Below are 16619 nucleotides of genomic sequence, written 5' to 3' on the forward strand. Positions count from 1 at the left end.
TGTCGATTCGACGAAAGATAGTTTAATCACATTTGTGTAAGGGAATTAACTGCCAAATAAGTGAACATAAAGAAATCAAATTTCTTTATGGGTCGCGCACAATGCGTCGGTACTGAACTTACCCGGAGTCACTCCTATGTGCGGCATTGTTGGCGCCGTCGCCCAGCGCGACATCACCCCGATCCTCGTTGAAGGCCTGAAGCGCCTGGAATACCGCGGCTACGACTCCTGCGGTGTCGCCGTCTACGCCGACGGCCATCTGCGCCGCACGCGCAGCACGCAGCGCGTGGCCGAACTGGCCGATCAGGTTGCGCAGGACAAGGTCCAAGGCTTCACCGGCATCGCCCACACCCGCTGGGCCACGCACGGCGTTCCCGCCACGCACAACGCCCACCCGCACTTCTCGCACCTGGGCAACGACGAGCCGCGCATCGCGCTCGTGCACAACGGCATCATCGAAAACCACGACGAACTGCGCGCCGAGCTGCAAGCCGTCGGCTACGTCTTCGAAAGCCAGACCGACACCGAAGTCATCGCGCACCTGGTGAACCACCTGTACGCGGGCGACCTCTTTGAAGCCGTGCAGAACGCCGTGCGCCGTTTGCATGGCGCGTACGCCATCGCCGTGTTCTGCCGCGACGAACCGCACCGTGTGGTCGGTGCGCGCCAGGGCTCGCCGCTGGTGGTGGGCGTGGGCCAGAACGAGAACTTCCTGGCGTCCGACGCGCTGGCGCTGGCCGGCACGACCGACCAGATCATCTACCTGGAAGACGGCGATGTCGTCGACCTGCAACTGTCGCGCGTCTGGATCGTGGACGCCGCCGGCAAGAACGTCGACCGCGAAGTGCACACCGTGCATGTGCACACGGGCGCCGCCGAACTGGGCCCCTACCGGCACTACATGCAGAAGGAAATCTTCGAGCAGCCGCGCGCGGTCGGCGACACCCTGCAAGATATCGAATCCATCACGCCGGAGCTCTTTGGCGACGACGCCTACAAGATCTTCAAGGAAGTCGATTCCCTGCTGATCCTGGCCTGCGGCACCAGCTACTACGCGGGCCTGACCGCCAAGTACTGGATCGAATCGATCGCCAAGATCCCGGTCGCCGTCGAAATCGCCAGCGAATACCGCTACCGCGACAGCGTGCCGAACCCGCGCTCGCTGGTCGTGACGATCTCGCAGTCCGGCGAGACCGCCGACACGCTGGCCGCGCTGAAGCACGCGCGCTCGCTGGGCATGGAAAACACGCTGACCATCTGCAACGTGTCCACCAGCGCGATGGTGCGCGAGTGCAAGCTGTCGTACATCACGCGCGCCGGCGTCGAAATCGGCGTGGCTTCGACCAAGGCCTTCACTACCCAGCTCACCGCGCTGTTCCTCCTGACCCTGGCGCTGGCGCAAACGCGCGGCAAGCTCACGGAAGAGCAGGAAGCCGAGCACCTGAAGGCGCTGCGCCACCTGCCGTCCGCCATCGGCTCGGTGCTGGCGCTGGAACCGCAGATCATGGCGTGGGCCGACCGCTTCGCCTCGAAGGAAAACGCCCTGTTCCTGGGCCGCGGCATGCACTACCCGATCGCGCTGGAAGGCGCGCTCAAGCTCAAGGAAATCAGCTACATCCACGCCGAAGCCTATCCGGCCGGTGAACTGAAGCACGGCCCGCTGGCGCTGGTCACCGAGCATATGCCGGTCGTCACCATCGCGCCCAAGGACGAGCTGCTGGAAAAGCTGAAGTCCAACATGCAGGAAGTGCGCGCGCGTGGCGGCGAGCTGTATGTGTTTGCCGACGCCGACAGCAAGATCCAAAGCGCCGAAGGCATGCACGTGATCCGCATGCCGGAACACTACGGCAAGCTGTCGCCGATTCTGCACACGGTGCCGCTGCAGTTGCTGTCGTATCACACCGCCTGCGCACGCGGCACGGATGTGGATAAGCCGCGGAATCTGGCAAAGAGCGTGACGGTGGAGTGACGCGGTAGCGGCTGCATCGGTTGAGAAGGATAAATAAAGTCGGTCGCAGCGACGACTCCTATCGTTTCTTTCCATCTGCCCGCAATATCAGCTTTGTTCAAGTGCAAGGGCCGCGTAAGCGGCCCTTTTTCACATTTGCCGCGCGCCGCACGACGTGCCAGGCCTGGATGGGCGACGTGCGGGCAGTTAGGTTGCGGCGGGCGCCCTTTGGAGGCGTTTTGTAATTTCTGCTTCCGGCACGGCTTTGGAGAACAGGAATCCCTGCATTTCGTCGCATCCGGCAGCACGCAGGAAGTCGCGTTGTGCGGCCGTCTCCACCCCTTCGGCATTGACCGTCAGGCCCATCGAGCGCCCCAGCGTCACCACCGCGTTCACGATGGCGGTGGAATCGCTGCCCTCTCCGATGTTTGCGACGAAGCTCCGGTCAATCTTGATCTTGTCGACGGCAAACCGTTGCAGGTAGCTCAAGCTGGAGTAGCCCGTTCCAAAATCGTCCAGCGCGATCCGGAAGCCGGCGGCGCGCAGTTTGCCGATAGCCTTCTGCACCCGGCCGTCGTCTTCGATGAGCACGCCTTCAGTAACCTCCAGCTCGATCTGCGCCGGATCGACATCAGCGCGCCGCACCAGATCGATGACGCGTTCCGCAAAGTCGGCGCCGCGAAACTGCTTGGGGGAGAGGTTTACCGCAATGGACAGGCTTGGCCATTGCCGCGCCGCGCGGCAGGCTTGTTTCAATACCCATTCCCCGAGCGGCACGATGAGGCCGGTGGATTCAGCCACCGGCACAAAGATCTGCGGCGACACGGGGCCCTTGGCCGGGTGGTTCCATCGCACCAGCGCTTCAACGCCCACGAGCTGCTGCGTGCCGCTGTCGATCTGCGGCTGGAAGTGGACCTGAAGCTGGTCGCTGTCCGCCAGCGCGGCGCGCAAATCCTCTTCGATCACGGCCTTCGCCTTGAGCGTTTCGTCCATCTCGGGGGCGAAGAAGCAGTACTGGTTCCTGCCTAGATCCTTGGCGCGGTAGAGCGCGATGTCGGCCTTGCGCAGCAGCTCGCTGCGCGTGGTGCCGTCGCGCGGGGCCATCGATACGCCGATGCTCGCGCCCACGAAGGCGCGGCCGCCCAGCAGGTCGAAAGGCGCGCGCACATCGGCCAGGATGCGGCGGGTCAGATCGGTGGCGCCCGCTTCGGTGGCGTTCTGCATCAGGACGGCGAACTCGTCGCCGCCCAGGCGCGCGACCGAGTCTTCCGGGCCGACGGCAAGCTTGACGCGTCGGGTGAACGCCTGGATGAGCGCATCGCCCGCGGCATGGCCCCATGTGTCGTTGACCTGCTTGAAATGGTCCAGATCCAGCAGCAGCACCGCGCAGCTTGCATCGGGCCGCCGGCGGGCCAAAGCCTGATCGACACAGGTGCCGAAATACGCGCGGTTTGGCAGGCCGGTCAGCACGTCGTGAAAGGCAAGATGGTGGGCGTGCGCTTCGCTCGCCTTCAGTTCCACATGGGCCTTGCGCAGGGCGGAGAGGTGCGCCTGCTGTTGGCGCAGAAGCCGGTAGGTGCGCAGTGCCAGCAACGCCACCAGAATGAGCGTGCCGGCGAGCATGGCGGCAACGGCGGGCAGCATGGCGCGCCAGAGTTCGGAACCGGGCAGATCCGGCCGCCACATCAGGTAGCCGAGCAAGGTGCCGTCTGAGGACCGGAGGCGCTCCTCGCGCTCGTCGGCCTGCACATGGCGGGCGCGCACGGGATGGTAATGGAGCGCGTCGATCAGGTTGTCCCGGGAGAACGCGCGCAAAAAATCGCCATCGATGAACCGGACGCTGACGAGCAGATTCCGTGACGCGATTGTCGGCGTGTCCAGGTTGGGCGGAAACCGTGCGACGCGCATGACGCTCACGACGGCTGGCCGTTGGCCGATCATGGCAAGGTCGGTGGCGTGCACCGCGGCCGCTGTGGTGCGTGTGGAGGCGTCGGGCGCGGGCGGTTGGCCGGGCAGGCGTTCGTGGTCGTTGTTGGGCCGGGTGGCCTCGCCCCGCGTCAATGCGATGAACGGGCGGATGTCGGGCTCGAAGGCCGCGTAGCGTTCCGGTGGAACGCGTTCGCCGTAGACGTTTCCATAGCGCATCTGGTTGTCCGGTCCCAGCACAAACACCAGATCGTGCTTGAACAGCCGGTGCAGCCATGCGCCCACGTTGTCATCCAGCCAGGCCTGGTCGGGCGCGGGCTTGTCCAGCTCGTCAAAGAGCATGTCCCAGACGGCCACCGTTTCCTGGGCCTGCGCCACGTCGTCCAGGACGTTGCTGATCGCCAGCTGCAATTCCTTGCTCTGGCGCATCGCTGACATGTCGTCGCTTTTTTCGACGGACAAATGCAGGGAAAACAGCAACGCCGCCAGGAATACGCCAAAGGCGATCAACAGCAGGACAAGCAGGCCGCCGGCGGAACGGGGAAGCGATCCTTCTGATTGTGTCATGCCGGTACAGCTCCGTTTCGTTGAGGGCGGCAACGCAAATTACGTGCCCGCACGTTCGCGCCGTCCACCTTGCGTGCCGGCAATCCGCGCCGTGCATACCTGGGGCTTTGCGGCATGGTATTTGCTGCATGCAATGCTCCCACAACTACGATCCGCTGCGGATCGAAGATTCCGATGGTTTCCGCGCAAGCGCACAGCTGGGCCGACGATCCGTCGCTGCCCCAATCTCCCCTGGCCGTGATATCGCCTCATTTGGATGACGCCATCCTGAGTTGCGCCGGCTTGCTCGCCGCGCGCCCCGGCAGCACGGTCGTGACGGTGTACACGGCACGGGCGCCCACGCCGAACCTGCTTACGGATTGGGACCGCCGCTGCGGTTTCGCCAATGCCGCCGCCGCGATGGAATGCCGGCTGGCGGAAGACCGGGAAGCGCTGCGCAGGGTGGGCGCGACCGGAATGGGGCTGGATTTTCTGGACAGCCAATACACATCGACGGCGGACGAGGATGCGCCGCTGATCACCGAGCGTCTGTTCCACCTGCTGATGAGGCTTGCGCCCGCGACCGTGGTCATGCCACTGGGCCTGTTCCACAGCGATCACGTGCGGGTCAGCGACGCCGCCCTGATGATCCGCGATGCGTTGCCGGGCGTGGCCTGGTTCGGTTACGAGGATGTGCCATATCGCCAGCAGCAAGGTGTCGTGCAGGCACGGCTGTCGCAGTTGCAGGCGCGTGGCGTGACGGCCACGCCGGCGCACCTGGCGGTCGATGCGGCGGGCAAGGCGCGAGCCATCGGCGTCTACGCGTCGCAACTGATGGGGCTGGACAGCACGGCACTGAAACTGGCCGTGCATGAAACGTACTGGCGGCTTACGGGCAGCGCCAGGGATGCGGTCTGAGATGGCGCGTGGCGAGACGCTCGGCTATAGCGGGTGACGTCATCGAACCGCGTGCCTCAAAAAAGGACAGGCGACCGCAAGCCAACCCCGAGGACTGAGCCGCTTGGCTGCCTGATCGTTCTATATGAAGAACGCTGAGGCCAAAAATCGCCATCTACCGATAGATTGTCCTGAAGAATATAGTTCTGGTCATGGCAGCGACGCGCTGCAAGCAACACCCCAAAACCTACCTCTCCAAGGACACTGACATGACCCACACCAACGCCAAGCTCGAAGTGCTGACCCCCGAAAACAGCCAGATCATCTTCATCGATCACCAGCCGCAAATGGCCTTCGGCGTGCAGTCGATCGACCGCCAGACGCTGAAGAACAACGTCGTGGGGCTGGCCAAGGGGGCCAAGGCGTTCGACATTCCGGCCATCATCACCACCGTCGAGACCGAATCGTTCTCCGGCTACACCTATCCGGAATTGCTCGATGTCTTCCCGGAAAAGAAAGTGCTGGAACGCACCTCGATGAATTCGTGGGATGACCAGAAGGTGCGCGATCAGCTGGCCGCCAATGGCCGCAAGAAGGTGATCGTGGCGGGTCTCTGGACGGAAGTGTGCAATTCCACCTTCGCCCTGAGCGCGATGCTGGAAGGCGAGTACGAGATCTACATGGTGTCCGACGCGTCCGGCGGCACGTCCAAGGAAGCGCATGACATGGCCATGCAACGCATGATCCAGGCCGGCGTGGTGCCGGTCACCTGGCAGCAGGTGCTGCTGGAATGGCAGCGTGACTGGGCCCGCCGCGACTCGTATGATGCCGTGATGGAAATCGTCAAGGAACACTCGGGCGCTTACGGCATGGGTGTGGATTACGCCTACACGATGGTGCACAAGGCCGGTCAGCGCACGCAGACTGCACACGAGGCGATCGCGCCCGTCGCGGCGCCGGTTACCGCTCGCTGAATCCCAGGCCCGCGGCCAATGCCGCGGGCTTTTTTCCATACCGCCTGGCCGCCCGGAGCCTCCCATGACGACCGCCGACACCCGCCCCGCCGACGCCCCGCCGTCCTCGCCTTTCGCCTACTCCGCCTTTTCAGTGATCTGGATTGCCACCGTGCTGTCCAACATCGGCACCTGGATGCATGACGTGGGCGCGGGCTGGCTCATGACGTCGTTGTCGCCGTCGCCGATGTTCGTGGCGCTGGTGCAGACGGCGGGCGCGCTGCCGGTTTTTCTGCTGTCGCTCCTGGCCGGTGCGCTGGCCGACACGATGGACCGCCGCAAGCTGCTGCTGATGGTGCAGATTGCGATGGGCGTCATTGCGCTGGCGCTGGGGCTGGTGGTGTGGTTTGGCCTGACGACGCCGTGGGTACTGCTGGGCTTCACGTTGCTGATGGGCATTGGCACGGCGCTGTCGGCGCCGGCCTGGCAGGCCATCGTGCCCAGCCTGGTGCCGCGCCCGTCGCTGCAGCAGGCCATCGCGACCAACAGCGTTGGCATTAACGTCAGCCGCGCCATTGGTCCAGCGCTGGCCGGCGTGCTGATCACCAGCATCGGCGTGGCGATTCCGTTCTTCGTCAATGCGGTCAGCTTCATCGTGGTCGTGGCCGCGCTGATCTGGTGGAAGCCGCCCGCCGCCGCTGAAAAGCGCCTGCCGCGCGAGCAGCTGTTTCATGCCATGCGTGCCGGCGTGCGCTTTGCGCTGCACAGCAAGCCGCTCAAGTCCACGCTGGTCCGCGCCGTCGCGTTCTTCCTGTTTGCCAGCGCCTACTGGGCCTTGCTGCCGGTGATCGTGCGTCAGGTGCTGCAGGGCGGCGCCTTGCTCTACGGCATCATTCTGGGCTGCGTCGGGGCGGGCGCGGTGATCGGCGCGATGGTGCTGCCGCCGCTGCGCAAGAAGCTGGGGCCTGACCGCAGCGTCATGGCCGGCACGCTGGGAACCGCCTTTACGCTGGTGGTGTTTGCGGTGGTGCCGCATCCCGTGGTGGCCGGTGCGTTCAGCTTCCTGGCGGGCGCTTCGTGGATCATGGTGCTGACCTCGCTCAACGTCTCGGCGCAGGTTGCCCTGCCGGACTGGGTGCGTGCCCGTGGCCTGGCGATCTTCGTGACGGTGTTCTTTGGGTCGATGACCGCGGGCAGCATGATCTGGGGTCAGACGGCGGTGCGTGCCGGCGTGCCCGCCGCGCTGCTGATCGCCGCCGCCGGTTCGGTGGTTGCGATGCTGCTGACCCGCAAGGCCAAGCTGCAGCTGGGCGCGGACCTGGATCTTGCGCCGTCGATGCACTGGCCCGAGCCCCTGATCGATCAAGAGGTGTCGCATGATCGTGGCCCGGTCATGATCACGGTCGAATACCTGATCGACCCGGCGCGCAGCGCCGACTTCGTGCAGGCCATGCAGCACGTCGGCGCGGAGCGCCGCCGCGACGGGGCCTACGCCTGGGGGATCTTCGAGGATGCGGCGCAGCCGGGCCGCTACCAGGAATACTTCCTCGTGACCTCGTGGCTGGAACACCTGCGCCAGCATGAGCGTGTGACCCACGCCGACGCGGACCAGCAGGCCGAAGCGCGGGGTTTCCACATCGGCGACGCGCCGCCGAAGGTGTCCCACTTCGTGGCGCCGCCGCTGTCGTAATCGTGTTGTCATCGGATGCGGCTCACGCGAGCCGCATTCTTTCGTGCTTGGATGCAGCCCTGGGCTTCATCCGTCTTTGAGTGGGACGGACAGGGCCGTCCCGCGCTGATCCGATCAACGTTCCGGCGCCAGCGCCTTGAGACTTTCAAGGCGTTCAAGCTCTTTTTTCTCCCGCTCCTTTCTGGCGCCTTCGCGATGAGACTTGATGGCGAGGAACATGCATACGCCCAAAATGGCGAGCTTGAACGTACCGAAAACGACGGGGATCCAGAAATTCATCATTGCCTCAAAATGCTGCCTTCAGCAGCTTCGTGGACTCCCCGGCGATGCCCAACAAGGCCAGGAGCGCGCAGCGCGAGCGCTATAATCCATACAAGTTCGCAAATTCTACCGCCAAAATCCATACAAGAAGTTGAATCGTCCGGTCACGACTGGATTCCCTCTTGCCGGAAGCAGAAAACCCATACATAAAGAAAAGCCATGGCTCTCTCGCGTCGCCTGAAAAAAGCCAACACGTCGTGGGTGCGGCCGCTGACCGCGGGCTCGGGTTCCCGGTACCAGCAGATCGCCACGCAAATCGAGACAGCGGTGGAGGACGGTGTCCTTCGGCCCGGCGACCGGCTGCCCCCGCAGCGCGAACTGGCCCAGACCTTGGGCGTCGACCTGACGACCGTCACGCGCGCGTACACGGAAGTGCGCCAGAAGGGGATCCTGGAAGCGCAGGGAGCGGGCGGGACGTACGTGTCCTATTCGGGATTGGAGGCGGGCGGGACGATCGATCTGGGCATGAACATCCCGCCATTGCTTGGCAGTGCGGCGTTTGCAGACCTGCTCGCGCAAGGCAGCGTCGCCACCCAGGCGGCCGCAAGCGCAATGGATCTGATGAGTTATCACGTGGGCGCCGGCGCCAACCGGCATCGTGCGGTAGCCGCGACGTGGCTGCAGCCAATGACGGGCGACACGGATAGCGAGCGGATCGTGGTCTGCCCGGGCGCGCAAACCGCGATTGCGGCGCTGCTGCTGTCCAAGAGCCAATCGGGCGACGCCATTGCGTGCGATGCATTGACCTACCCGGGCTTTCTGGCCGCGGCCCGCCTGCTCCAGCGCTCGGCCGTTGGCGTGAAGTCAGATGAATTCGGCATGGACCCCGCCGACCTCGAGCGCGTGTGCGAACGGCATCGCCCCGCCATGCTGTATTTGAATCCGACCATCCAGAACCCGACGGCGATCACGCTGTCCACGGAACGTCGAACGGCATTGCTGCGCGTCGCGGCCAAACATGCGCTGCCGGTCATTGAAGATGATCCGTACTGGCTGTTGGCCGAGCATGCGCCCAGCACGATGTTTTCTCTGGCGGCCAACACGTCTTCGGCGCAGGTGTATTACGTGTCGACGCTGTCCAAATGCATCGCGCCCGGCCTTCGAACCGCTTATCTTGTCGTGCCTGCCGGCGAGCCGTTGAGTCCGGTGCTGGATGCCCTGCGTTCGCTGGCGCTGATGCCCACGCCCTGGATGACGGAGATGGCAACGACGTTGATCGAGTCGGGCGCTGCCGTTCAATGGCTGGCGCAGGTCAGGAGCGAGCTGCAGCATCGCCAAGCCGTCGCGGCGTCGATCCTGCCGGGCAAGATTGATGCCGACCCGAATGGGCTGCACCTCTGGCTTGAGTTGCCGCCTCATATCGACTGCTACCGGCTCAAGCAGACGGCGCTGGCGCAAGGGGTGAGTGTGACTGACTCGGCGTCATTTTCCACGGGGGCGTCCAGCCCCTTGGCGCTGCGTGTGTCGTTGGGGGGAGCAATTGACCGAACGCGGTTGACGCACGGTCTGACCCGGTTGGCGGAGCTGCTCAAGGGCGATGTTGCGGGGCCGGTTTCTCGGGTTTGATTTGCTTGGGTGCCGGGTCTTGCGCGTCGACGTCGAAGTGCCGGGAGACCTGGCGACGCCGAGCGCGTCAGAACGCTTCGCCCTGCCGCACTGCCAGCGCAGCCGCCGCCGCGCGCGTTTCCACGCCCAGTTTGACGTAGATGTGTTCCAGATGTTTATTCACCGTTCTTGGCGACATGCCCAGTATCTCGGCGATGTCCCGATTCGTTTTTCCCTTGGCCAGCCAGCGCAGCACATCGGCCTCTCGCGGCGTCAGGCCGTAGGCTGTGGCCAATGGCGCCGTCTCCTGCAACAGCAGCAACGTTTCGCCGCTGCGCCGTGATGCCGACAGGCTCAAGGTCAGGCGCCCTCTCGCGCTGACCAGCACCAATGGCTCGGCCGCCGGGCCGGCCGCCAGGTTGCGCGCCACCCAGTCCGCCAGGGGCGCGGGCAGCTCTGACGCATCCTCGGCGCAGCCAAAGTACGCCGTCAACCAGATCCGCGCCTTGCCCGTCTTCCAGATTGGCTGCCCGCTCGCATCCAGCGCCACCACGGCGCGTGCGGCCGCATCGATCGCGTCAAAGGCGGCCGACAGGCTGCGCGCATTGCGCAGATGCGTTCGCAGCCGGGCCACCACCACGTCCGGGTCCAGCGGCTTGGTCACATAGTCGACGCCGCCCACACGAAACGCCTTCAACACGTGCTCGGGCTCGGTCAGGCCCGTCATGAACACCACGGGCACGTCTCCCGCCGCGGGGTGCGCTTTCAAGCGTGCGCAGGTCTCGAAGCCGTCCATGCCCGGCATCACCGCATCGAGCAGCACGATATCCGGCACCACGAAATCCACCCGCTCGATCGCCGACTGGCCATCGATTGCCACCAGCACCTGATAGCCCGCCGCATCCAGTGCGGTGGACAGCATTTTCAGATTGTCTGGCGCGTCGTCGACCAGCATGACGAGGTTTTTATCGGGCGTGGGCATGGTGACGCTGCACATGGTGTTTAAGCACCTGATTGAATTCACTCAGTTGAAACTCGCCTGCCAGCGCCCGCAGATGCGCCGTCAATTCGCGCGTTTCGGCGCGGCGGCCCCGTATTTCTTCCAGCTTGGCCTGGATACCCTTGATGTAGCCCATGGCCCCCAGTTCCAGCAGCGCCTCCGCATCCTCGCGTTCCAGCGCCACCCGATGCAGGTCACCCGCCGGCAGCGCCGCTTCGACCGGCGCCACTTGCCAGTCCAGCTTGAGCAAACGGCCCAGATGGTTCAGCAAGTCCTCGACCATCACCGGCTTGGCAATGAAGGCGTTGTGCCCGCGCTGCGCCGGGTCTTTCGGATCCAGCCCCAGGATGTTGGCCGACAGCATCACGATGGGCACGGCCACGCCTTCATCGCGCAGGCGCCGCACAACTTCCCATCCGGTCATGTCTGGCATCGAGACGTCCATCAGTATCAGCGCAGGCCGCAACGTGTGCACGCAGGCAAGGCACGCGGCGCCATGCGGCGCTTCGTGAACCTCAAAGCCCAGCGGCTCGAGCAGGTCGCGAACCAGGTGCCGCTGCGAGGGCTGGTCATCCACCGTCAGGATCCGCAGGCGCTCGCCGCGGTAGCCCACCACCAGCCCGGACGGCCGGGCGTCGCTGCGCGGCGAGCGTACTTCCGGCAGGAACAGTTTCAGCGTGAACACACTGCCGCGGCCGACGACGCTGCGCACTGTCAGCTCGCCGCCCATGATGCCGGTCAGCATGCGGCAGATGGTCAGCCCCAGGCCCGTGCCGGAATCGGCCTGTTCGACCCCCGCCCAGCTGCGCTCGAAGGGCAGAAAGATGCGTTCGAGATCCTCGGCCGGTATGCCTCGGCCGGTGTCCTCCACTTCGAACAACACCATGTCCGCGGCCGACTTGACGCGCATCGACACCTGTCCTGCCGAGGTGAACTTCAGCGCGTTGCTCAACAGGTTGATCAGAATCTGCCGCAGCCGCTTTTCGTCGATATGCACGATGGCGGGAAGTTCGGCCGCCTCGTAGCAGAAGCTCAGCCCCTTGAGGGTGCTTTGCGGTCTGAACATCTGCACGATCTGCTCCAGAAACTCGGGCAGGCGCAGCTCGCTGTTCTCGAGCCTGAGCCGGCCCGCCTCGATGCGCGCGATGTCCAGCAGACCGTCGATAAGACCGATCAAATGCTTGCCGCTGCGATGAATCACGTCGATCGCCTCGCGCCGCGCTGGTGGCAAGCCGGGGTCGCGCTGCAGAATCTGTGCGTAACCCAGAATGCTGTTCAAGGGCGCGCGCAGCTCGTGGCTCATCCCGCCCATGAATCGGCTTTTGGCCAGATTGGCGCTTTCGGCCGCTTCCTTGGCCTGTTGCAACTGCGCGTCGGTCTGCTTGTGCGCCTGGATCTCGCGCAGCAGCAGATGGGTCTGGCGATCCGATTCCTCTTGCGCCACGCGCCGGCTTTCGTGCGCCAGCACCAGCCACCAGGCCGCCACGCCGCCGATCAGCAGCAACGCGGCATACAGCTTCAGGAAGGTTGGCCGCAAACCCGAGGGGTCCAGCCCGCCCCGTATGTGACTGGCGTACTCCTGGTAGTAGATCAGGCCCAGAATGCCTGCCAGCAGTGCGCCCATCCCCATCACAATCAGGAGGTAGTGGCCCAGGCGGCTATGCAAGAGCGGTGTGACCCGCGCCGGCAACACCCGGGCGAGGACCGCCTGCACCTGATCCTTCAAGCGTCCCTGCTGCTTGCATCGATCCTGGCAGCGGGCGTCCAACGTGCAGCACAAGGAACAGATGGACCCGTTGTAGGCCGGGCAATGCGCCATGTCCGGCTGTTCGAAGCGATTGGCGCAGATCACGCAGACATGATCGGAACCCGCGACATCGACCGGCGTGCGCGCCAGGTTGTAGCGGCCCCGCGTGCGCCAGGCGATGACCGGCGCGCAGACAAAGGCCGCCAGCAAGGCGACGAACGGCGACAAGGCCTGCGCCAGCGCGCCCGCCGTGCCCGGGAACACGCCGGCAAAGGCCAGCAAGCCCAGTGTCATGGCGATCAGCATGCTGCCCACACCCACCGGATTGATGTCATACAGATAGGCGCGGCGGAATTCGATCCGGGCCGGCGACAGCCCCAGCGGCTTGTTGATCACCAGATCGGCCACCAGCGCCCCTATCCAGGCCAGCGCAACGTGCGAGAACACTGCCAGCACATGCTCCAGCGCGCCGAACACGCCCATCTCCATCAAAACCACCGAGATCAGCACGTTGAACACCAGCCACACCACGCGCCCTGGATGGCTATGCGTGATGCGGGCAAAGAAGTTGGACCAGGCCAGCGAGCCGGCATACGCATTGGTCACATTGATCTTGACCTGCGAGATCACCACGAAGGCCGTTACCAGGGCCAGCGCCAGGCCCGGATTGCTGACGACATAGGTATAGGCCGCCAGATACATATGCGTGGGGTCGCCCGCCTTGTCGGGCGGCGTGCCCAGGGACAGGGCCAGCCAGGCCAGAAAGGCCCCGCCCAGGATCTTGGCCGCGCCGGGCACGATCCAGCCCGGACCCGCGCAGACAAGGGCGAGCCACCAGCGCGTGCGGTTGGCGGCCGTACGTTCGGGCAGAAAGCGCAGAAAGTCGACTTGCTCGCCGATCTGCGTGACCAGCGAGGCGGCCACCGCAACGGCCGAACCAAACATCAGCAGATTGAAATTGCCGCCCCGGCCGTCGTAGCCCGGAAACCGCAGGAACTCCTGCAATGTCCCGGGATCTCGCCAGGCGATGAACGCATAGGGCAAGAGCAGCAGCACCAGCCAGATCGGCTGCGTCCAGGATTGCAGCCGGCTGATGAAGGTAATGCCATAAGCCACCATGGGCAGGATGACGACGGCGCACAAGAGGTAGCCAATGGACAGCGGCAGGCCGGTGGCCAGCTCGATGGCCAGCGCCATGATGGCCGCCTCCAGTGCGAAAAAGATGAAGGTGAAGGAGGCGTAGATCAGCGAGGTAATGGTCGAGCCGATGTAGCCAAAGCCGGCCCCTCGCGTCAGCAGATCCATGTCCAGGCCATGCCGCGCCGCGTAATAGGCGATCGGCAACCCGGTCAGGAAGGTGACGATCGCCACGGCGATGATGGCCCAGAACGCATTGACGAAGCCGTAGTTCAGCGCCAGCGCGCCGCCGATGGCCTCCAGCGCCAGGAACGACACGGCGCCCAGCGCGGTATTGGCGACCCGTAATTCGGACCACTTGCGAAACGACACGGGCGTGAAACGCAGCGCATAGTCTTCCAGCGTCTCATTGGCGACCCAGGTGTTGTAGTCGCGACGGATCTTGACGATGCGTTGGGGCGCGCTGGCAGACAAATCGGGCTCCGCGGAAGGTGGGGATACGTCATTGAACGTAGATGCCGTTGTAACGCCCTGGGGGCGGCGGTGGCTCTACGTCAATCAACGTATGTTGCAGTGCGTCATGGGCTCCTAGTATGCCCTCACCCTCCGGGCTGCGGCATGTGCCGCGCATGCTCGGTTTCCCTGGTCGTGATCCATTGAGGAGTCATCGATGTCTGGCAAAACCCCTTTTGATAATGCCCCGGAGCTGCCCTCGCGCCGGCGCCTGGCCCTGGCTTTTGCCTCCCTGCCGCTGCTGGGCATACCGGCGCTGTCGCGGGCCGCTGCGCCGGCCACTTCGGCCATCAACACCACCGGCCTGGCCATTACCGACACCGAAGTCACGGTGGGCCAATTGCACTCGGCGACCGGCACCATGGCCATCAGCGAGACGGGGTCGATTCAATCCGAGCGCCTGGCGATCGAGCAAATCAATGCGATGGGCGGCATTCTGGGCCGCAAGATCAAGATCATCCAGGAAGACGGCGCCTCGGACTGGCCGACGTTTGCCGAAAAGGCCCGCAAACTGCTGGTCAGCGACAAGGTCGCCACGGTGTTCGGCTGCTGGACCTCGGCGTCGCGCAAGGCGGTCCTGCCGGTGTTCGAGAAAGAAAACGGCCTGCTCTACTACCCGACGTTTTATGAAGGCCTGGAGCAGTCCAAGAACGTGTTCTATACCGGGCAGGAGGCCACGCAGCAGATCCTGTCCAGCCTGGACTGGCTGGCGCGCGAGAAGAAGGCGCGTTCCTTCTACCTGATCGGCTCTGATTACATCTGGCCGCGCACGTCCAACAAGATCGCCCGCAAGCACATCGAGAACGTGCTCAAGGGCGAAGTGGTCGGCGAGGAATACTACCCGCTGGGCCACACGCAGTTCGGCTCGCTGATCAACAAGATCAAGCTGAAGAAGCCCGACGTGGTGTTCGCCGTGGTGGTGGGCGGCAGCAATGTGTCGTTCTACAAGCAGCTCAAGGCGGCGGGCGTCACGAGCGGCAAGCAAAAGCTCCTGACCATCTCGGTGACCGAGGATGAACTGCTGGGTATTGGCGGTGAAAACGCCGAGGGCTTCTGGTCCTGCATGAAGTATTTCCAGAGCCTGGACAACGCCAACAACAAGAAGTTCGTCGAAGCCTTCAAGGCCAGGTATGGCGCCGACGCCGTGATCGGCGATGTGACCCAGGCGGCCTATCTGGGACCCTGGCTGTGGAAGATGGCGGTGGAGAAGGCGGGCAGCTTCGATGTCGACAAGGTGGTCGCCGCGTCGGCCGGCCTGGAATTCAAGGAAGCGCCCGAAGGCTACGTCAAGATCGACCCCAACCACCACCTGTGGAGCAAGACCCGCATCGGCCAGATTCGCAAGGACGGCCAGTTCGACGTGATCTTCGAGACCCCGGAGCTCATCAAGCCCGATCCCTTCCCCAAGGGTTATCAGTAATCACGTCGATCCGGGCGCCGCGCGCGACGCCCTTTCCACTGCCGGGAGCCATCCATGGAATCCTTCTCCGATCTTGGGGCCATCCTGCTGATGCAGGGCTTTAATGGTTTATCGGTCTTCAGCGTGCTGTTGCTGATGGCCCTGGGCCTGGCGATCATCTTTGGCCAGATGGGCGTCATCAACATGGCCCATGGCGAGTTCCTGGCGGTGGGCGCCTATTGCACCTATCTCTGTTCCGAACTGGTCCAGCAGTACGCGCCAGGCCTGATGCCGGCCTACTTCTTTGTCGCCATTCTGCTGGCCTTTGCGGTGACCTTCAGCCTGGGCTGGCTGACGGAGTGGCTGATGATCCGTCATCTGTACCGCCGGCCGCTGGACACGCTGCTGGCGACCTGGGGCTTGTCGCTGGTGCTGCAGCAGACCTTGCGTTCGCTGTTCGGTCCGCGTGAAGTCAGCCCCACGCTGCCCGATTGGCTGATGGGCTCTTGGCAGCCGCTGGACGGGGTGGACATCCCGATCAATGGCCTGTTCGTCATGTCGATCAGCATCGTGCTGACTGGCGCGCTGCTTCTCGCGTTGTTCCGGTCGACCTGGGGCCTGCACGTGCGCGCCACGGTGCAGAACCGCGCTATGAGCGGCGCGGTGGGCATCGATACGAAGCGCGTGGACCGCGTGACGTTCTCGCTGGGTTGCGGGATTGCCGGCATTGCCGGCGCCGCTTTTACGACCATCGGTTCCACCGGCCCGACCAGCGGCTCGCTCTACATCGTCGATACGTTCCTGACGGTGGTGTTTGGCGGCGCGGCCAGCTTGTTCGGCACCATCGCGTCGGCCTTCGTCATCGCGCAGACGCAATCGATCTCGGAGTTCTTCATGACCGGTTCGATGGCCAAAGTGCTGACGCTGTCGGCCATCGTGATCATTCTGATGCTGCGCCCGCAAGGCCTGTTCAGCATCCAGGTACGCAGGTAGGGGG

The 16619-nt window shown here is 64.3% G+C and carries 11 protein-coding genes; 7 read left to right on the forward strand and 4 right to left on the reverse strand.

Annotated elements, in window-relative coordinates:
- The first annotated feature begins 136 nt into the window (after positions 1 to 136).
- The gene (glmS, locus tag H4P35_RS01090; RefSeq protein WP_056320281.1) at positions 137 to 1969 is read left to right on the forward strand and encodes a glutamine--fructose-6-phosphate transaminase (isomerizing); all 1833 of its coding nucleotides are present in this window, start codon (positions 137 to 139) and stop codon (positions 1967 to 1969) included.
- A 186-nt stretch (positions 1970 to 2155) separates the two neighbouring features.
- Here glmS and H4P35_RS01095 read toward each other — a convergent pair whose 3' ends face one another.
- Complete coding sequence (locus H4P35_RS01095) at positions 2156 to 4441, reverse strand: bifunctional diguanylate cyclase/phosphodiesterase (RefSeq protein ID WP_226847723.1); 2286 nt, start codon at positions 4439 to 4441, stop codon at positions 2156 to 2158.
- Between the two features lie 174 nt (positions 4442 to 4615).
- Between H4P35_RS01095 and H4P35_RS01100 the strand changes: the two genes are divergently transcribed.
- From H4P35_RS01100 to H4P35_RS01110, 3 genes are all read left to right on the forward strand, one after another.
- Positions 4616 to 5338: a PIG-L family deacetylase gene (locus tag H4P35_RS01100; protein ID WP_226847724.1), complete on the forward strand. Its 723-nt coding sequence runs from the start codon at positions 4616 to 4618 to the stop codon at positions 5336 to 5338.
- Positions 5339 to 5586: 248 nt separating this feature from the next.
- A complete protein-coding gene (locus tag H4P35_RS01105) occupies positions 5587 to 6291 on the forward strand; it encodes a hydrolase (RefSeq protein WP_226847725.1) in 705 nt (234 codons plus the stop codon).
- 64 nt (positions 6292 to 6355) lie between these two features.
- Positions 6356 to 7960 (forward strand): MFS transporter, encoded by a 1605-nt coding sequence (locus H4P35_RS01110; protein ID WP_226847726.1) that lies wholly within the window; start codon positions 6356 to 6358, stop codon positions 7958 to 7960.
- Positions 7961 to 8074: 114 nt separating this feature from the next.
- Here the strand turns inward: H4P35_RS01110 and H4P35_RS01115 are convergent, their stop codons facing one another.
- Positions 8075 to 8242, reverse strand: a complete 168-nt coding sequence (locus tag H4P35_RS01115; RefSeq protein WP_155721921.1) for a hypothetical protein — start codon at positions 8240 to 8242, stop codon at positions 8075 to 8077.
- 198 nt (positions 8243 to 8440) lie between these two features.
- Here H4P35_RS01115 and H4P35_RS01120 point away from each other — a divergent pair, with 198 nt between their 5' ends.
- Positions 8441 to 9847 (forward strand): PLP-dependent aminotransferase family protein, encoded by a 1407-nt coding sequence (locus H4P35_RS01120; protein ID WP_226847727.1) that lies wholly within the window; start codon positions 8441 to 8443, stop codon positions 9845 to 9847.
- A 67-nt stretch (positions 9848 to 9914) separates the two neighbouring features.
- On the opposite strand, the gene H4P35_RS01125 is transcribed toward H4P35_RS01120, so the two are convergent.
- Positions 9915 to 10808 (reverse strand): response regulator, encoded by an 894-nt coding sequence (locus tag H4P35_RS01125; protein ID WP_226847728.1) that lies wholly within the window; start codon positions 10806 to 10808, stop codon positions 9915 to 9917.
- Positions 10792 to 14184, reverse strand: coding sequence for an ATP-binding protein (locus H4P35_RS01130; protein WP_226847729.1), 3393 nt, complete (start codon positions 14182 to 14184; stop codon positions 10792 to 10794). Before H4P35_RS01130 ends, H4P35_RS01125 begins: the two co-directional genes overlap by 17 nt.
- 196 nt (positions 14185 to 14380) lie before the next feature.
- Here H4P35_RS01130 and urtA point away from each other — a divergent pair, with 196 nt between their 5' ends.
- Complete coding sequence (gene urtA / locus H4P35_RS01135) at positions 14381 to 15643, forward strand: urea ABC transporter substrate-binding protein (protein ID WP_056320636.1); 1263 nt, start codon at positions 14381 to 14383, stop codon at positions 15641 to 15643.
- Positions 15644 to 15697: 54 nt separating this feature from the next.
- Positions 15698 to 16615, forward strand: a complete 918-nt coding sequence (gene urtB, locus H4P35_RS01140) for an urea ABC transporter permease subunit UrtB (protein WP_226847730.1) — start codon at positions 15698 to 15700, stop codon at positions 16613 to 16615.
- Positions 16616 to 16619: the final 4 nt, after the last annotated feature.

It is taken from the genome of Achromobacter sp. 77, assembly GCF_020541125.1.
Taxonomy (GTDB): Bacteria; Pseudomonadota; Gammaproteobacteria; order Burkholderiales; family Burkholderiaceae_B; genus Achromobacter; species Achromobacter mucicolens.

Coding starts and splice junctions, on each gene's coding strand:
- glmS (WP_056320281.1), top strand. CDS start 137: ATGTGCGGCATTGTTGGCGCCGTCGCCCAGCGCGACATCACCCCGATC.
- H4P35_RS01095 (WP_226847723.1), bottom strand. CDS start 4,441: ATGACACAATCAGAAGGATCGCTTCCCCGTTCCGCCGGCGGCCTGCTT.
- H4P35_RS01100 (WP_226847724.1), top strand. CDS start 4,616: ATGGTTTCCGCGCAAGCGCACAGCTGGGCCGACGATCCGTCGCTGCCC.
- H4P35_RS01105 (WP_226847725.1), top strand. CDS start 5,587: ATGACCCACACCAACGCCAAGCTCGAAGTGCTGACCCCCGAAAACAGC.
- H4P35_RS01110 (WP_226847726.1), top strand. CDS start 6,356: ATGACGACCGCCGACACCCGCCCCGCCGACGCCCCGCCGTCCTCGCCT.
- H4P35_RS01115 (WP_155721921.1), bottom strand. CDS start 8,242: ATGATGAATTTCTGGATCCCCGTCGTTTTCGGTACGTTCAAGCTCGCC.
- H4P35_RS01120 (WP_226847727.1), top strand. CDS start 8,441: ATGGCTCTCTCGCGTCGCCTGAAAAAAGCCAACACGTCGTGGGTGCGG.
- H4P35_RS01125 (WP_226847728.1), bottom strand. CDS start 10,808: ATGCCCACGCCCGATAAAAACCTCGTCATGCTGGTCGACGACGCGCCA.
- urtA (WP_056320636.1), top strand. CDS start 14,381: ATGTCTGGCAAAACCCCTTTTGATAATGCCCCGGAGCTGCCCTCGCGC.
- urtB (WP_226847730.1), top strand. CDS start 15,698: ATGGAATCCTTCTCCGATCTTGGGGCCATCCTGCTGATGCAGGGCTTT.